Source organism: Streptomyces mesophilus, from assembly GCF_040300965.1.
GTDB lineage: Bacteria > Actinomycetota > Actinomycetes > Streptomycetales > Streptomycetaceae > Streptomyces > Streptomyces mesophilus_A.
In genome coordinates, this window is sequence record NZ_JBEPEW010000003.1 from 25,229 (window position 1) to 41,366 (window position 16,138).

Here is a 16,138-nt window from a genome sequence, read left to right on the forward strand (position 1 = left end):
AGTGTGCCCCTGATTCCCGCAATTGGGCTGCGTACCGGAGAAGTCTCTGACTAAAGTCAGAGAATGGATGCTGAATCAATCGCCCAAGTCCGGCGCTTCAACCGCACCGTCGGCGAGCGCATCGGTGTGCTGCACGACCACTTCCTCGGTACGGACCGCCCCGTCGGCGAGGCCCGGCTGCTGTGGGAGATCGGAGTCGAGGGGCGGGACGTGCGACGGCTGCGCGACCGGCTCGGGCTCGACTCCGGGTACGTGAGCCGGCTGCTCCGCTCCCTCGAGCAGGACGGACTGGTGACCGTGGAGCCGCATGAGCACGACCGGCGGGTGCGGACCGTACGGCTCACGGCGGCCGGGCGGAAGGAACGAGCCGTACTCGACGAACGCAGCGACGAACTGGCCGAGTTGATCCTGAGCTCGCTCAACGAGCGGCAGCGCACCCGGCTCACCGCCGCCATGGCCGAGGTCGACCGGCTGCTCACCGCCGGGACGGTGAGTGTGGAGGAGCTGGATCCGGCGCATCCGGATTCCGTGGCCTGCCTGCAGGCGTACTTCGACGAGCTGAGCGAACGTTTCGAGGAAGGCTTCGACGCCGCGCTGAGCGCGGTCCCCGATGCCGGTGTCCTGGGGCCGCCGCACGGGGTGTTCGTGGTCGCGCGCCTGCACGGGGAGCCGGTCGGCTGCGGCGGCATCCACCTCGGCGGGGACGAGCCGCCGTACATCAAACGCATGTGGGTGGCGAAGTCGGCCCGCGGCCTCGGACTCGGACGCCGGCTTCTGGCCGAACTCGAGGCGTACGCGGTGCGTTCCGGTGCACGGTCGGTGCGTCTGGAGACCAACGGTGAGCTCCGCGAGGCGATCGCGCTCTACCGGTCGGCCGGATACGAGGAGGTCCCGGCCTTCAACGACGAGTACTACGCGCACCATTGGTTCGAAAGGCGCCTGGACGGCTAGGACCTGGACATCCGCCGGACAGCACCAAGTGCTCGGGACCGGCGTGGTCCGAGGCCCCGGGGGACTGTCAGTGGCGGGTGGCAAGATCCTCGACATGGCCTTCGTACGCTCCACTCCACCACGGCCGTTGGACGTCGCCACGGTCTTTCCCGAGCTCGCTCCGCTGGCGCGAACGGCGATACGGCTGCACCCGCGCCCCGGGTCGCCCTCGGTACGGGACAGCTCGGTCGGGGGGCCGCTGCTGTGGCCCGCCGATGAGCCCTGGCCGCACTGCGAGAGCACCGGGCACTGGGACAGCTCCTTCCGTCAGTACCCGCCGGCAGTCCGGCTCGAAAGACGCAGACTGGCGCGGCTGCACCGTGATCCCGGCGGCCCCGCGTACACGCCGGAGGAGTCGGCGATCAAGGAGCGCAACGACACGGTGCTCAGGGCGCGACTCGACGCGGGTCCTCCGCCTGCGGAGAGCCCGGTGCCGATGCTCCCCGTGGCTCAGCTGTATGTGCGGGATGTCCCCCTGCTGCGGCCGCCCGGACAGGCTGACGTGCTCCAGGTGTTGTGGTGCCCTTACGACCATGAACCGGAAGCCAAGCCGTCGACCGCGCTGTTCTGGCGGCGCGCTGCCGAGGTCGGCGAGGTCCTCGCTGTGCCGCCGGAACCGTATGAGGCGGACTGGGGAGGCTGCTATGTGCCCGAGCCGTGTCTCCTGGCGCCCGAGCAGATCACGGAGTACCCCAGCACCTTCGATCTGAGCCCGGAGTTGAGGCAGCAGGTCGAGGACTGGAGCAGATGGCAGGCGGCCGGCGCCGGTGCGGACAGTTGGTACGCGGATGACCCGAAGGAGTTCTACGACGCCGAGCTGGCCGACGCGCCAGGCTGGAAGGTCGGCGGCTGGCCCCCGTGGGGACGCACCGACTCGACTCCCCGCTTCTGCACGGTCTGCGAGGCCCGGATGGTCCCTCAACTGGCCATCGCCACCTTCGAATGGGACGGCGAGTCCGGCAGCTGGATCCCCTACGAGGATCAAGCCGGTGGCGACGCCGGCCAGAGCCCCGAGCAGCCGACAGCGATCCAGGTCGGCAGCGCCGACACCATGCAGCTGTACGTCTGCCCGGAATCGCCGGAGCATCCGCACACCGACCTGATCCAGTGAGCAGTCGCCGAGCGGGCCCCGCGAGGCGAGACCGTACGCCCCGCAGCGCTGGACCCGCCGGACAGTCCTAGCGGACCCCCGCCGGCTGCTGCTCCATCAGTCCCTGCTGCAGATCCTCCGCCAGCATCCGCTTGGCGATCGTGTCGACGGCCGCGCGCAGTTCGGGGCCCGCCGGGCGGCCGATGTCGGCCTCGACCTGGTCGCCCAGCCAGTCCGACCAGGCCTTGCCGATGGTCTCCGCCTCGCGCTCGCCGGCCGCGGTGAGCGAGAGGAGGTTGCCGTCGCGCGTCATGAACCCCTCGTCGACCATGCGGTCGTACACCGGCAGGAGCACCTCCGGCGGCACCTTCTTCGACCTGCCGACCAGGCCGAGGCTCGCGTGGCCGACCATCCGGTGCAGCAGCGACACCTGCATGACCGCCCAGGCGCCCGCCATGTCGAGGCGGGTGTCGGAGGAGGCCACCACCTGGCGGGCGTCCGCGAGCCCCTTGGTCTTGAAGACCTTTCCGACGGCGAGTTCGAGCAGCCGGCGGGAGTCCGCGTTGGCGGCCGGCGAGGAGAAGCCCTCGCCCATGTCGGCGGAGGAGGAGCGTGCGGAGTCCCGCAGCCGGACCTCCTTGAGGAACAGGGCCACGATGAAGCTGAGCACCGCGACCGGCACGGTCCACAGGAACACGGTCTGCACGGTGTCCGCGTACGACTCGATGATCGGCGCGGCCTGTTCGGCGGGCAGTCGGTGCAGTCCCTGCGGACTCTGCGCCGCCTGAGCGGCCTGCGCCGGATCGGCGCCGAGCTGTGCGGCGGCCGCGACGCCCTCCTTGAGGTTGGGCTCCAGGGTGTTGGCGTAGATCGTGCCGAACACGGCCGTGCCGAACGCGCTGCCGAGCGTACGGAAGAAGGTCACGCCCGATGTGGCGGTGCCCAGATCCGCGTACTCGACCGTGTTCTGCACGGCGATGGTGAGGACCTGCATGCACAGGCCGATGCCGACGCCGAGCACGAACATGTACAGGGACTCGAGCCAGGCGCTGGTGTCGGCGGACATCCGCGACATCAGGAAGAGGCCGAGCGTCATCACCGCCGAGCCGACGATGGGGAAGATCCGGTACCGGCCGGATTTGCTCACCACGTTGCCGCTGAAGATCGACGCGATCAGCAGGCCGAGGACCAGGGGCAGGGTACGGACGCCCGACACGGTGGCCGAGTCCCCGTCCACGTACTGGAGATAGATCGGCAGGAACGTCATCGCGCCGAGCATCGCGAAGCCCACGATGAAGCTGAGCACCGAGCAGACCGTGAACACGGGATTGCCGAACAGGCGCATGGGCAGCATCGGTTCGGCCGCGCGGGTCTCCACCACGGCGAACGCCGCGAGCGCAAGCGCGCCGCCGACGAACAGGCCGATGATGACGCCCGAGCTCCAGGCGTACTCGTTGCCGCCCCAGCTCGTCGCCAGGATCAGGGCGCTCGCACCGGCCGCGACCAGGGCGATACCGAGATAGTCGATCACCGGTTTCGCGGCCGAGCGGACGCTGGGGATGGTGCGCGCGGCCGCGACGACCACCGCGATGGCGATCGGCACGTTCACGTAGAACGCCCATCGCCACGACAGATGGTCCGTGAACAGACCGCCGAGCAGCGGTCCGATGACCGTCGAGACGCCGAAGACCGCGCCGATCGCGCCCTGGTACTTGCCGCGTTCACGCAGCGGGATCACATCGGCGATCAGGGCCATCGCGGTCACCATCAGACCGCCCGCACCGATGCCCTGGATACCGCGGAAGAGCACCAGCATCAGCATGTTCCCGGCGAGGCCGCACAGGAAAGAGCCGAGGATGAAGACGATCGCCGACACCTGGAAGACGATCTTCCGCCCGAAGAGGTCGCCGAACTTGCCGACCAGAACGGTCGAGACCGTCTCCGCGAGCAGGTACGCCGTGACCACCCACGACATGTGCGCACCGCCGCCTAGATCCGAGACGATCGTCGGCAGTGCGGTGCCGACGATGGTCTGGTCGAGTGCGGCGAGCAGTACGCCCAGCATGATCGTCACGAAGACGATGTTCTTCGTCCGGTTGTCGAGCACCGGGGGCGCGGTCGCCGGAGCTGCGGACTCGGTAGCTGTGGTCACACCTGTCACTGTCGTGGGGGCGGCAGGCGGGTGCATGCGCGGTAGGCCGAACAGGCGACCCGGATGCGGTCGGTCAGTCCTTGGTGCGGCCCCGGCGGAACAGGGTGAAGCCGACGCCCGCGAAACCGGCCGCGCCCATCACACCGCCGGCGACCAGCGCGGCCGCGTCCACGGAGTCGTCCACCTGGGCGCCCGCGTCGACCCCGCCCTTGGGGGTGGTGACGGGCTGCTGCTTCTTGTGGTCCGGGTTCTTCCCGCCGTGGTCGATCCACGACGTGACACGGCCGTCCGGCTGCAGTTCGACGATCAGTCCGTTGAGGTTGCCGCGGGCGCTCCGGCCGGCGGCGTCGAGCGTGTCGTACTGAGTGCCGTCGGCCCAGATCTCGGCCTGGTGGTGGCGGTTCGCCAGCCGGAACACCTTGGCGACGGACCTGCCGTCCGCGAGCTTCACGTCGCGGATGTGCTGACGCGTCGGCCGGGTCTCGTCGGCTTTACGGGTCACCGTGCCGTCGACGGTCAGCGTGAACGTGTTGCCGCCCAGCTCGGCCGTGGCCGTGTCGCCCGCGGCGCTCACTGTGCCCCGCACCGAACCGTTGAGTGCGACAGCGGCCTTGGCCGACCGGGCCGAGGCGTTGACCTGGACGTCCGCGGTCCACCCCGCGCCGAGGTCCTGGGTGCCCTTGGACTCCCAGCCGCCGACGATCGGGTCCTCGTTCTTGACGGCAGTGGCCTCGCCGGTCGGGGACAGGGTGAGGGTGTAGCCGTCGATGACGGTGGAAGCCGGGCTGCCGGAGGCGTCGAGGGTGCCGACGGGGGTGCCGTCGCGGGTGAGGGTCGCGGAGGCCGAATCCGCGGAGGCCTTGACGCGGACGTCGGCCACGAAACCGCCGTCGAGCTGCTGAGGGCCGAGCGCCTGCCATTCGTCGCCGCCCGGTATCGGGTCCTGCGGGTCCTGCCGGTTCTGGTGGTCCTGGTCGTCGGGCGTGCGGCCGTCCTGGTCGTGACCGTCGGGGTTCACGGCGTCGTGGTCCTGGCCGTCGGGCACCGTCTGATCGGCGGGAGAAGTCGAGTCGGCGGGCGTGGTGGCCTCGGGCGCCGGAGCCGTTGCAGCAGGCACGGGCGCCGGGGCGCCGGACACGGCGAACGCCGCCGTGGTGGGGACGGCGAGGCCCGCCGCGAGGGCGGCGGTGAGGACGGTGGCACGGAGCGTGCGGCAGGAGACGCGCATGGTGGCAGGTGACTTTCTCGTAGCAGTGATCCCCAGGGCCGCCTCCGGGGCAGCTCTGCCGACGACGCTACGAGCGGCATATTTACGTAGTCCGGACGTTCTGTAACGAAAAGCGCGATATGCGCCCTCGATTGCTCATCCGGGGCAAAGGCACAGGTCGAAGGTCCCGGTATCGGCGGCTCTGGTAGTCGGGGCCTCAGTCCGCGTGGATCGCCGCCTCGATCTCGTCCCTGAGTGCCCGCCGAGCGGCACGGCGCCCATGAGGCGTCTCGATCAGTACCTGGTGCAGAACCCCTGTCCACGGGTACGGCGGCCGATAGCCGTCCTCCACCGGCAGCCCCCGGTCCCGCCCGACGCACAGCCCCGTACCGCCGTGCTGGAAGGTGAAGGGGAACGGGCCGCCGAGCGCGCAGCTCGCCACCTCCTTCTCGTCCACGAGGAGCGCATACGTGCCCGTGCCGGCGTCGAAGCGCACGCCGAGCGACTGCCGGCCGGGCGTGAGCGGCTCGGGTGCCGCCACCCGGTCCAGGTCCCCGGCGCGTGAGCAGGCGAAGGTGAGCCGCCCCGCGTCGTCGGCGTACAGGACGAAGCCGCCGGTCAGATCACCGAGCGCACAGAGCACCCCGCGCGCACCGGCCGTCGGCACCTCGGCGTCGGCGGTGAGCGTGAACCCCCCGAAGAGCAGCGGCAGCGCCTCGTCGTGCACGGGTGAGCCGCCCGGCAGGTACACCCCTCGGTCGGGCAGCGGCCAGGCAGGGCCGATCATCGCGCTCAGCCGCTCCTGCATCCGGTCGTCAAGGGGAAGCACCTGGTTCGCTGCCGCCTCCGCGTCCCAGCGGGTCGCCAACTCCCGTACAACATCGGGGTGTTGGCCGGCCAAGTCGTGCGCCTCGGCGAAGTCCTCGGCGAAGCGGAAAAGGGACCAGCGGTCGGCCGTGAAGTCCCGGCTGCCCGGCAGCAGCCGCTCCTCGTCCGCCACCCCGTGCGAGACATGGTCGGTGGTGGCCTTCCAGCCGTCGTGCACGATCGAGCGGGATCCCAGCATCTCGAAGTACTGCGTGCCGCGCGGGGCGGGCGCCTCGGGATCGTCGAACACGCCCAGCAGGCTCCGCCCGTCGAACGGCTCCTGCTGCACTCCGTCCACCTGCCCGGGCCGCTCCACCCCGCATGCGTCGAGGATCGTCGGCATCAGATCCACGGCGTGCGCGAACTGCCCCCGCAGCGCGCCCTGTTCGCGAATGCGGCGCGGCCAGTGCGCGATCAGCGGCGCACGGGTGCCGCCCAGCCAGGTGTAGCGCTTCCACAGCCGCAGCGGCGTATTGCCCGCCCAGGCCCAGCCCCATGCGTAGTGCGGATACGTGGCAGGGCCGCCCCAGTCGTCGTACGCGGCGAGGTTGGCCTCCACGGTGTCGCCCGAACGGGCCGTGAAGCGGTGCTCGTTGGGGGTGCCGAGCTGCCCGCCCTCCGCGCTCGCGCCGTTGTCGGAGAGCAGCAGCACCAGGGTGTTGTCCAGGCGTCCGATCCGCTCCAGGAAGTCCAGGAGCCGGCCGATCTGCGCGTCGGTGTGGCTGAGGAACCCCGCGTACACCTCCTGCATACGGGAGAACAACCGCCGCTGATCCACGGGGAGTTCACGCCAGTCGGGGATCCACGGGGGACGCTCGGACAGGGTGGTCCCGGAGGGTACGACGCCCGCCGTCACCTGCCGGGCGAAGGTCTCCTCGCGCCAGCGTTCCCAGCCCTGGTCGAAACGGCCGCGGTAGCGCTCGATCCATTCGGGCGCGACATGGTGCGGGGCGTGCATCGCGCCGAGCGGGAAGTACAGGAAGAACGGCTTGTCGGGGGTCGCCTGGTGCTGGTCGAGGACCATCCGGATCGCGCTGTCCGCCAGGTCCTCGCTGAGGTGGTAGCCCTCGTCGGGGCCGGCGGGCGGCTCGGTGTAGTGGTTGTCGCGGACCAGGTGGGGTGCCCAGTGGTTCGTGTCGCCCTGCAGAAACCCGTAGTACCGCTCGAAGCCGTAGCCCAGCGGCCAGCGGTCGAAGGGCCCCGAGGCCGTGCGCTCCCAGCGCGGGGTCAGATGCCATTTGCCGACGGCCAGCGTCGAGTACCCGGCGTCGCGCAGGACGCGGGGGAGCGGGGCCGCGGATTTCGGCAGCCGGGCCGTGTAGCCGGGATACGCGATCGGCAGGTCGACGAGGAAGCCCATGCCCACGGCATGGTGATTGCGGCCGGTCAGCAGGCTCGCCCGGGTGGGGGAGCACATCGCGGTCACATGGAAACGGTTGAACCGCAGCCCGCCCGAGGCGAGGCGGTCCATGTGCGGGGTCTCCATGTCGGATCCGTAGCAGCCCAGTTGGGCGAACCCGAGGTCGTCGAGGACGATCACCACGACGTCGGGGGAGCCGGGGGCGGGACGCGGGGCGCTCTCAGGCCGGTGCACGGCGGCAGTGTGGGCCGTACAGCCGGACATGACAAGAGCCATGTGCGACCGGGCGCGTCACCGGTTCGGCCCAGTTGAACTGGGGGCCGACCCGGGGCCGGGGGAGATGGTGAGTGCACGCATCTCGCGCACCTCGGCGACACAGAAGGGCCCTCCCATGGCGACGATCTGCAGACCGGCGGTCTCCGTACCCGAGCACGTGATCACCATGGAGCAGACCCTCGATCTGGCGCGCGAACTGCACGCCGACCATCCCCAACTCGACCTGGCCCTGCGCCTGATCGAGAACACCGGGGTCAAGGAGCGGCATATCGTCCAGCCGATCGAGCAGACGCTGCGGCACCCCGGATTCGAGGCCCGCAACGCCGTCTACGAGGCCGAGGCCAAGCGGCGCGTGCCGGAGGTCATACGCAGGGCGCTCGCGGACGCCGAAATCCGCGCCCAGGACGTCGACGTGATCATTTACGTGTCCTGCACCGGCTTCATGATGCCGTCGATGACGGCCTGGCTGATCAACCGCATGGGGTTCCGCAGCGACACCCGCCAGATCCCCATCGCCCAGCTCGGCTGCGCCGCCGGCGGTGCCGCCGTCAACCGGGCCCACGACTTCTGCACGGCCTATCCGAAGGCCAATGCGCTGATCGTCTCCTGCGAGTTCTGCTCGCTGTGCTACCAGCCCGCCGACCTCGGCGTCGGCAATCTGCTCTCCAACGGACTCTTCGGGGACGGCATCGCGGCCGCCGTCGTGCGCGGCACCGGTGGCACCGGCATCTCCCTGGAGCGCAACGCCTCCTACCTGGTGCCCGACACCGAGGACTGGATCTCCTACCAGGTCCGCGCCACCGGATTCCACTTCCAGCTCGACAAACGCGTGCCCGGCACCATGGAGCCGCTCGCCCCGGCGCTCAAGGAGATCGCCGGTCAACACGGCTGGGACGCCGCGCAGTTGGACTTCTACATCATCCACGCCGGCGGTCCGCGCATCCTCGACGACCTCAGCAAGTACCTCGGCGTCGCCCCCGAAGCGTTCCGCTTCAGCCGGGCCACGCTCACCGAGTACGGCAACATCGCCAGCGCCGTCGTCCTGGACGCGCTGCGCCGGCTCTTCGACGAGGGCGGCGCCCACGAGGCGGCCACCGGAATGCTCGCCGGATTCGGCCCCGGAATCACCGCCGAGATGTCCCTGGGGAGGTGGTCGCGGTGACCACGGTCACGGGACTGCCGGCGGCCTCGGACACGGGCGGACTTCCGCCCGTACGGGACTGGCCCGCGCCCGAGCTCAAGGGCACCGAATTCGACCCGGTACTGGCCGAGTTGATGCAGGAGGGTCCGGTCACCCGGATCCGGCTCCCGCACGGCGAGGGCTGGGCCTGGCTGGTGACCCGGCACGAGGACGTCAAGGCGGTCACGAACGACCCGCGGTTCGGCCGGGCCGCCGTCATGGACCGTGATGTCACCCGGCTCGCACCGCACTTCATCCCGAGCAAGGAAGCTGTCGGCGTCCAGGACCCGCCGCACCACACCACCCTGCGCCGCGCGGTCGCCCCGGCGTTCACCAGCAGGGGGGTGGAGCGCCTGCGCGCCCGCGCCCAGGCGATGCTCGACGACCTGATCGAACCGCTGCTCGCCCAGGGCCCGCCGGCGGACCTCACCGAGCGGGTCCTCGCGCCGTTCCCGCTGGCCGTGGTGTGCGAGGTGATGGGCGTCCCCGAGGCCGACCGGCCGAGGATGCACGAGTGGACCGTGCGCATCCTGTCCTCGGCCGAGGGCGCGGAGCGCAGCGAAGAGGCCAAGCGCGCCATGTGCGGGTACTTCGCCGAACGGCTGCGCGCACAGCCCGCGGGCGAGGACGTCACCAGCCTGCTCGCCGCCGCAGTCGCACGCGAAGAGATCAGCGAGTCGGAGGCCGTGGGCCTCGCCCTGCTGATCCAGATCGGCGGCGAAGCGGTCACCAACAACACCGGAAACATGGTCTATCTGCTGCTCAGCCGCCCCGAACTGTGGGACCGGCTGCGCGCGGCCCCCGGCCTGCGTCCGGGCGCCATCGACGAGCTGCTGCGCTACATCCCGCACCGCAACTCCGTGGGCCTTTCCCGTATCGCCCTGGAGGACGTCACGGTCAGCGGCGTGGACATCGCGGCGGGCGACGCGGTCTACGTCTCCTATCTGGCGGCGAACCGGGACCCCGAGGTCTTCCCCGACCCCGACACCATCGACTTCACGCGCTCGCCCAACCCGCACGTGGCCTTCGGGCACGGACCGCACTACTGCGTGGGCGGCATGCTCGCCCGCCTGGAGTCCGAACTGCTCGTCTCCACCCTGCTCGACCGTCTCCCGGACCTGACGCTCGCGGTCCCCGTGGACGAACTGCGCTGGCGCCCCGGCGCGTTGATCCGCGGCCCCGAGGGATTGCCGGTGACCTGGTGACGGCGGCGATCCCGCGCGACGGTCTCCTCGTGCCCGCCGGGCAGGGGCGCACCCTGCAGGTCCCGGCGCACGAAGTCACGTTCAAGGTCACCGGTGAGCACTCCAGCGTCGCGTCCAGCTTCGAGGTGGTCGTGCCGCCCGGGTTCGATGTGGGCGCGCACCGGCACACCCGCAGCGAGGAGCTGTTCTACGTCCTGGAAGGCGAACTGGACATCCTGGCCTTCGAACCCCTCGTCCGTACGCCCGACGACTGGCGCGACTGGCGCTCGCTCAGCGGCGCCGGGACGGTACGGGCCACGCCGGGCACGGTCATCGTCGTTCCGCCGGGCTGCCCGCACGCCTTCGCCAACCGCACGGACACCCCGGCGAAGATGTTCTTCCAGGCGTCGCCGCCGCCCGACCACGAGCGCTACTTCGAGGAGCTCCTCGAACTCCTGCGTTCGGGCGCGCCGGTGGACGACACGGCGATCGCCGAGCTGCGGGCGCGCTACGACATCGAGCAGCTGACACCGCTGCGGCACGCGTGATCCGTGGCCCCGAGTCCGATGCGCGCCCCGAGCCCCGGCATCTGATTCGCTACGTCAGAATCTGACGCGTGCCGCGATCGGCAGATGGTCGCTCCCGGTGTCGGGCAGCGTCCGTACGCCGACCACGCGCAAGCCTTTGCCGAGCACTTGGTCGATCCGGGCCACGGGCAGGGAGCTCGGCCAGCTGAACGCGAACCGCTCGTGGGGGGCGTCGAGCCGCCCGAGCACGGGATCGAGACCGCGGTCGTCCGTGGTGCTGTTGAGGTCCCCGAGCAGCAGCACGCGCTCCAGCGGCTCCCGGTCGAGTGCCTCGCCGAGCAGCCGGGCGCTCGCGTCCCGCAGCTCCGTCCCGAACCCGGTGGCCCGGAACCGTACCGACGGCAGATGCGCGACATACACGGCCGTCTCGCCCTGCGGCAGCCGGGCCGTCGCGCGCAGCCCCCGCTCCCAGCCCTCCGGGATCCCCGGCGGCCGCAGGTCCACCCGGCGCACATCGCTCAGCGGGTGGCGGGAGAAGAGGTCGACGGTGCCGATGTGGGCATGGTGCGGATAGGTGTCTTCCAGGACGTCGACGAAGTCCTCGCGTGCGGCCGGTGTGACTTCCTCCAGTGCGATCAACTCGGCCTGAGCGGCGAGGAGATGACGGGCGAGGCGGGCCGGATCGGCATGGGTGTCGCTCACGTTGTGCTGCACGACTTCCATGTCGTACGACTCCTCGCCCGACCATCCGGCGAAGACCTCCAGCCAGACCAGGACCGGTACGAGGGCCGACGCGGCCACGGCGGGAGAGCGGCGGATCAGGGCGAAGAGCAGCACCGGCAGGACCGCGAGCCCGAGCCACGGGCGGAAGGTCTCGACGAAGCTGCCCAGCCGAAGGCCGGCGTTGGGCAGGACCGAGGGAACGGCGATGACCAGCGCGGTGACCAGGCAGAACAGCGTGAGCAGCAGGGTGATGCGGGCCGGGCGGCGCACTTGGGCGCGCCAGTCGATCCGGCGGGCACGCGCTATGACGCTGGAATCCATCGCGTGATCCTATGCGCGGCGGCCGCCCGGCCCTCAGTCGATTACGCGCGGGGCCGTCCGCGTTCAGCCCTGTGCGGGCGCCGGTGCGAGACCTGCTTCTACCAGGCCCGCGTACACCGCCTGCTGCACGGCCTGCGACGCCGACTGAGGCCGCACCATCACCGTGAACTCCTTGATCTTCCCGTCCTCGTCGAACTGGAGCAGATCCATCCCGTGCACCTGCTTGCCGTCGACGACCGTACGGAACAGCAGAGCCTCGGCCGGGGCGGTCTCGTCGTCGCCGTTCGTACGGGCGGCGCCCTCGAGCTCGCCCACGTAGTGGAAGCCCTCGAAGGTGCGCAGCAGCACACCGAAGAGCCCGAGCACCATCTCCCGGCCCTCGAACGGCCGGAACTTCACCGGGCTGTACAGCCTGACGTCCTCGGTGAACAGCCCTTCCAGAGCGGCGAGATCGCCCGCCTCGACGGCGGCGCGGAACGGGGCCGACTGTGTCATCTGGTCCTCCATGCTCACGTACATACTCACGTATAGGAATAGTCAGATTCTTGAGTATCATGGAGAGCGGTGACAGCGACAGAGGGAGAGAGGGAGCGATATGGCCCTGCGCCATGCGGTGCTCGCGGCGCTGCTCGACGAGGAGCTGAGCGGCTACCAGCTCGCCAAGTCCTTCGACCTGGGCGTGGCCAACTTCTGGCACGCACTGCCGCAGCAGCTCTACGCCGAACTCGCGAAGCTGGAGGCGGACGGGCTCGTGGCCGGCCGGGAAGTGGTGCAGGAATCCCGGCCCAACAAGCGCCTGTTCAAGGTCACCGACGAAGGTCTCGCCGAACTGGAACGCTTCGCCGCGGCGTCCGCCAAGCCGTCGATGCTCCGCGACGACCTCGCGGTCAAGGTGCAGTCCAGTGATCTCGTGGACACGGCGCCGGTGATCGCCCAGCTGCGCGAGCGGGCGGAGTTCGCCCGGGCCAAGATCGAGCTCTTCGAATCGCTGCTGCTCAAGTTCCGCAGAGGGCTCGGCGAGGAGGAGTTCCTGCAAGGCGGCGAGCGCATCGGCCCCTATCTGACCTGTCTCGGCGGTCTGGTCTTCGAGCAGGGCTATCTGGAGTGGTGCGAGCGCATCGCCGGGATTCTCGAGGCACGCAAGGGTGGGGTGGCGGTATGACTGACATCGTGTACGGGCGGTACGTGGCGCTGGGCGACAGCCAGACCGAGGGGGTCGGCGACGGCGACGACACCGCTGGACTGCGGGGCTTCGCGGACCGGCTCGCCGAACAGCTCGCGGCGCTCAACTCCGAGTTCCTGTATGCCAATCTGGCCGTACGAGGGCGGCTGGCCGGACAGGTCCGTGCGCTGCAGCTCGATGCGGCGCTGGCGCTGAAGCCGGATGTCGCGACAGTGGTGGCCGGGGTGAACGACCTGCTGCGGCCGAAGTTCGACGCCGATGAGGTGGCCGGCCATCTCGACGCGATGTTCGCCGCACTCACCGCCCAGGGCGCCCGGGTGGCGACCGTGACCTTCCCGGACATCACCCGGATCGTCCCGCTGGCCAAGCCCCTGGGCGGCCGGGTCGTGGCGCTGAACGCCGGCATACGGGAAGCGGCACGGCGGCACGGCGTGTGCCTCGCCGAGACCAACGTGCACGAGGTGGTCACGGACGCCCGGCTGTGGTGCGCGGACCGGCTGCACGCCAGTCCGCTCGGCCATGAGCGGATCGCCGCGTCGCTCGCCCAGGCGCTCGCGCTCCCCGGCAGCGGCGATGCGTGGACGCGGCCGTTGCCGCCCGCGGTCGGTCCTGCGGGCGGCTGGGGTGCGGAGCTGCGCTGGGCGGGCGGCTTCCTCGGTCCGTGGCTCGGCCGCAGGCTGCGCGGCAGGTCCTCGGGGGACGGCCGGGTGGCCAAGCGGCCGGAGCTGCTGCCGGTGCTCTGAGCGACTGCCTCCACGGCGCTCACTTCCTCGCCGTGGAGTGACCCGCCCTCCGGGTCCGATTCCGAACGTCCTTCAGCCGGCGTCCAGTTGGTGTTCCTCGCCCGGCCGCAGGGGTGGCCAGGGCGGACGGTGGCGCGGCGGCAGCGTCTCCAGTGCGCGGCCCACCGAGGAGTGCACGGGCAGTACCTCGGCGCTGCCCGTGCCGGCGAGCAGCAGGGCGAGACGGCGCCCGACGCCCGCGAGCAGCAGCACTCCCTGGCGGCGCTGCAGCAGCCAGCTGATCGCGAGCAGACAGTTGAGCCCCCGGGAGTCGCAGAACACCAGCGCGGTCACATCGAGCACCACATGCTGGCGCCCGGCCTCGATCACGGAACCGAGGGTGCGCAGGAAGAAGTCCTCGCCGGACTGGTCGAGTTCGCCGCTCACGCGCAGCACGGCGCTGTCCTCGCCCCAGGCGAGTTCGGTGATGGTCAGGTGGGGTGGTTCGGATGATGTCTGCATCGCACCTCGTTCCGGGGCGCGGACCGGGTGAGCTGCGGGTTCCCCGTCCGAAGGGAAGCATTCCCCGCGCAGCGGCGGTGCGTACCGGCGCGCGGGAAAACCCGTTTGCCCGCGCCGATCAAGGTTGAGAGGCTCGGAGCCCATGACTGTCACCTTCGCCGCGTACGACGGCACAAAGCTCGCTTTCCACACCCGGGGAAGCGGCCGTCCGCTGATCTGTCTGCCCGGCGGCATGCAGGCCTCCGCGTATCTGGGCGACCTCGGCGGACTCACCCGGCACCGCGAGGTGATCACCCTGGATCTGCGGGGCACCGGCGACTCGGCGGTGCCGCAGGACCCGGCGACGTACCGCTGCGACCGGCTCGTCGACGACGTCGAGGCGCTGCGCGAACACCTGGGCCTGGAGACGGTCGAGCTGCTCGGCCACTCTGGCGGGGCGAACCTCGCGAGCCTGTACGCGGCGCGTCACCCCGAGCGCGTCGCGCGGCTGCTGCTCATCACTCCGGGCATGTTCGCCGTGGGACTGCCGCCCAGCGGCGATGAACGCCGGGCTTCCGTGCTGCGGCGCCGCGACGAGCCGTGGTTCGCCGAGGCGTACGCGGCCTTCGAGGCCATTGCGGCGGGCAAGGCGGAGCCGGAGCACTGGGAGGCCATCGCACCGTTCCATTACGGGCGTTGGGACGAGGCGGCCCGCGCGCATCACGCCCGCGAAGCCACGCAGCGCAACGCCGAGGCGATGGCCGTCTACGGCAGCGAGGGTGCCTTCCAGCCGGACACCACGCGTGCGGCGCTGAGCACCCTGGACGCACAGGTGCTGCTGCTCGCGGGCGAGGTCGACCCGGGCGCACCGCCGACCGCGGTGCGCGCCTTCGCCGACCTCTTCCCGGCCGCCGCCTATGTGGAGCAGCCCGGAGCCGCCCACTTCCCCTGGCTCGACGATCCGGAGCTGTTCGTCGCCGCCGTATCCGACTTCCTCGCGTAAGGAACCACCCGCTGATGCCCCAGTACGCAGCGCTCGACGAGCGCATCGCCCGTCTCCGTGAGCTCGCCGAGGCCGACGAACGCCTCGAAGGAGTCCTGCTCTACGGGTCGTGGACCCTCGGCGAGGCGGACGAGCACTCGGACATCGAGGCCTATCTGTACGTCCGCGACGAACATCTCGACACCTTCGACGGCGAAGCCTTCCTCGGCCGGCTCGCGCCGCTTGAACTCGCGTACACGAACATGTTCGGCATCCTCGCGGTGGTCTTCGACGACCTGATGCGCGGCGAGTTCCATCTGACAGCGGCGAGCACCGGGATCGACGAGGTCCCCGGCTGGGCGGGCCTGGTCCATCTGCCACGCCCGGAGGCGGCCGTCCTGCTCGACCGCACCGGCCGTCTCACCGAGGCCGCACGTGCCCTGGCCGAACGCCGGGAACCAGAGGCAGCGGCCACCGCGCAGCAGCGGATCGGCGAACTCACCAACTGGACCCTTGCCCTCGCCCACATCCTCGCCCGCGGCGAACTGGCCCGCGCGCACAACCTGTTGACCGCGATGATCGCTCCCCAGCAGCTCCAGCTCCTGCGTGTTCTGCGGGAGAGCACCGCCCATTGGCTCACCCCCAGCCGTGCCCTGGAGCAGGACCTGCCGGCCGAGGACATCGCCCGCTACGCGAAGACGACGGCCCCGCTGGAGGAGGACGCCCTGCGCGACGCGGCCCGCAACAGCTGGACCTGGTCCCGTGAGCTGGCCGCCGAGGCGGCACGGCGATGGGGTTGCCAGGTGCCCGAGCGGCTCCATGGCAAGATCGCTGATCGGCTGAACGTACAGAGTTGATACGAGGGTGGGGGCC

General features: G+C 70.7%; 15 protein-coding genes. 9 read left to right on the top strand and 6 right to left on the bottom strand.

The genetic code is table 11. From position 1 onward, the window contains the following. The first annotated feature begins 63 nt into the window (after positions 1-63). Positions 64-951, top strand: coding sequence for a helix-turn-helix domain-containing GNAT family N-acetyltransferase (locus ABT367_RS01865; RefSeq protein WP_352248510.1), 888 nt, complete (start codon positions 64-66; stop codon positions 949-951). 94 nt (positions 952-1,045) lie between these two features. Next, a complete protein-coding gene (locus tag ABT367_RS01870; RefSeq protein WP_352248512.1) occupies positions 1,046-2,101 on the top strand; it encodes a hypothetical protein in 1,056 nt (351 codons plus the stop codon). A 67-nt stretch (positions 2,102-2,168) separates the two neighbouring features. Here ABT367_RS01870 and ABT367_RS01875 read toward each other — a convergent pair whose 3' ends face one another. From ABT367_RS01875 to ABT367_RS01885, 3 genes are all read right to left on the bottom strand, one after another. Then, entirely contained in the window at positions 2,169-4,232 is a 2,064-nt protein-coding gene (locus tag ABT367_RS01875) for an MDR family MFS transporter (protein WP_352248514.1), read from the bottom strand. Between the two features lie 73 nt (positions 4,233-4,305). Then, the gene (locus ABT367_RS01880; RefSeq protein ID WP_352248516.1) at positions 4,306-5,460 is read right to left on the bottom strand and encodes a hypothetical protein; all 1,155 of its coding nucleotides are present in this window, start codon (positions 5,458-5,460) and stop codon (positions 4,306-4,308) included. 196 nt (positions 5,461-5,656) lie between these two features. Then, positions 5,657-7,900: an arylsulfatase gene (locus ABT367_RS01885; protein ID WP_352248517.1), complete on the bottom strand. Its 2,244-nt coding sequence runs from the start codon at positions 7,898-7,900 to the stop codon at positions 5,657-5,659. A gap of 106 nt (positions 7,901-8,006) precedes the next feature. On the opposite strand from ABT367_RS01885, the gene ABT367_RS01890 reads away from it, so the two are divergent. From ABT367_RS01890 to ABT367_RS01900, 3 genes are read left to right on the top strand one after another with little or no spacing between them, the layout of a single operon-like run. Next, positions 8,007-9,104 carry a type III polyketide synthase gene (locus tag ABT367_RS01890; protein ID WP_352248519.1) on the top strand — a complete coding sequence of 366 codons (1,098 nt, stop codon included), beginning with the start codon at positions 8,007-8,009 and terminating at the stop codon, positions 9,102-9,104. Beyond that, positions 9,101-10,327: a cytochrome P450 gene (locus tag ABT367_RS01895; RefSeq protein WP_352248521.1), complete on the top strand. Its 1,227-nt coding sequence runs from the start codon at positions 9,101-9,103 to the stop codon at positions 10,325-10,327. The genes ABT367_RS01890 and ABT367_RS01895 overlap by 4 nt, the downstream gene beginning before the upstream one ends. Next, positions 10,321-10,854, top strand: coding sequence for a cupin domain-containing protein (locus ABT367_RS01900; protein WP_233415096.1), 534 nt, complete (start codon positions 10,321-10,323; stop codon positions 10,852-10,854). The genes ABT367_RS01895 and ABT367_RS01900 overlap by 7 nt, the downstream gene beginning before the upstream one ends. A 54-nt stretch (positions 10,855-10,908) precedes the next feature. Here ABT367_RS01900 and ABT367_RS01905 read toward each other — a convergent pair whose 3' ends face one another. Further along, entirely contained in the window at positions 10,909-11,877 is a 969-nt protein-coding gene (locus ABT367_RS01905; protein ID WP_352248522.1) for an endonuclease/exonuclease/phosphatase family protein, read from the bottom strand. Between the two features lie 63 nt (positions 11,878-11,940). After that, entirely contained in the window at positions 11,941-12,372 is a 432-nt protein-coding gene (locus tag ABT367_RS01910; RefSeq protein WP_352248524.1) for a nuclear transport factor 2 family protein, read from the bottom strand. Between the two features lie 100 nt (positions 12,373-12,472). Between ABT367_RS01910 and ABT367_RS01915 the strand changes: the two genes are divergently transcribed. Both ABT367_RS01915 and ABT367_RS01920 read left to right on the top strand, forming a co-directional pair. After that, entirely contained in the window at positions 12,473-13,039 is a 567-nt protein-coding gene (locus tag ABT367_RS01915; protein ID WP_352248526.1) for a PadR family transcriptional regulator, read from the top strand. Beyond that, positions 13,036-13,803 (top strand): SGNH/GDSL hydrolase family protein, encoded by a 768-nt coding sequence (locus tag ABT367_RS01920; protein WP_352248528.1) that lies wholly within the window; start codon positions 13,036-13,038, stop codon positions 13,801-13,803. The genes ABT367_RS01915 and ABT367_RS01920 overlap by 4 nt, the downstream gene beginning before the upstream one ends. 72 nt (positions 13,804-13,875) lie before the next feature. Here the strand turns inward: ABT367_RS01920 and ABT367_RS01925 are convergent, their stop codons facing one another. Next, positions 13,876-14,304, bottom strand: a complete 429-nt coding sequence (locus tag ABT367_RS01925; protein WP_352248530.1) for an STAS domain-containing protein — start codon at positions 14,302-14,304, stop codon at positions 13,876-13,878. 142 nt (positions 14,305-14,446) lie between these two features. Between ABT367_RS01925 and ABT367_RS01930 the strand changes: the two genes are divergently transcribed. Both ABT367_RS01930 and ABT367_RS01935 read left to right on the top strand, forming a co-directional pair. After that, a complete protein-coding gene (locus tag ABT367_RS01930) occupies positions 14,447-15,286 on the top strand; it encodes an alpha/beta fold hydrolase (RefSeq protein ID WP_352248532.1) in 840 nt (279 codons plus the stop codon). 14 nt (positions 15,287-15,300) lie between these two features. Beyond that, a complete protein-coding gene (locus ABT367_RS01935) occupies positions 15,301-16,122 on the top strand; it encodes a nucleotidyltransferase domain-containing protein (protein WP_352248534.1) in 822 nt (273 codons plus the stop codon). The last annotated feature ends 16 nt before the right edge of the window (positions 16,123-16,138 follow it).

Excerpts from the sequence above, each read along its gene's own strand:
- ABT367_RS01905 (WP_352248522.1), bottom strand. The coding sequence starts at position 11,877 with ATGGATTCCAGCGTCATAGCGCGTGCCCGCCGGATCGACTGGCGCGCC.
- ABT367_RS01880 (WP_352248516.1), bottom strand. The coding sequence starts at position 5,460 with ATGCGCGTCTCCTGCCGCACGCTCCGTGCCACCGTCCTCACCGCCGCC.
- ABT367_RS01890 (WP_352248519.1), top strand. The coding sequence starts at position 8,007 with ATGGTGAGTGCACGCATCTCGCGCACCTCGGCGACACAGAAGGGCCCT.
- ABT367_RS01920 (WP_352248528.1), top strand. The coding sequence starts at position 13,036 with ATGACTGACATCGTGTACGGGCGGTACGTGGCGCTGGGCGACAGCCAG.
- ABT367_RS01870 (WP_352248512.1), top strand. The coding sequence starts at position 1,046 with ATGGCCTTCGTACGCTCCACTCCACCACGGCCGTTGGACGTCGCCACG.
- ABT367_RS01915 (WP_352248526.1), top strand. The coding sequence starts at position 12,473 with ATGGCCCTGCGCCATGCGGTGCTCGCGGCGCTGCTCGACGAGGAGCTG.
- ABT367_RS01925 (WP_352248530.1), bottom strand. The coding sequence starts at position 14,304 with ATGCAGACATCATCCGAACCACCCCACCTGACCATCACCGAACTCGCC.
- ABT367_RS01930 (WP_352248532.1), top strand. The coding sequence starts at position 14,447 with ATGACTGTCACCTTCGCCGCGTACGACGGCACAAAGCTCGCTTTCCAC.
- ABT367_RS01935 (WP_352248534.1), top strand. The coding sequence starts at position 15,301 with ATGCCCCAGTACGCAGCGCTCGACGAGCGCATCGCCCGTCTCCGTGAG.
- ABT367_RS01865 (WP_352248510.1), top strand. The coding sequence starts at position 64 with ATGGATGCTGAATCAATCGCCCAAGTCCGGCGCTTCAACCGCACCGTC.
- ABT367_RS01910 (WP_352248524.1), bottom strand. The coding sequence starts at position 12,372 with ATGACACAGTCGGCCCCGTTCCGCGCCGCCGTCGAGGCGGGCGATCTC.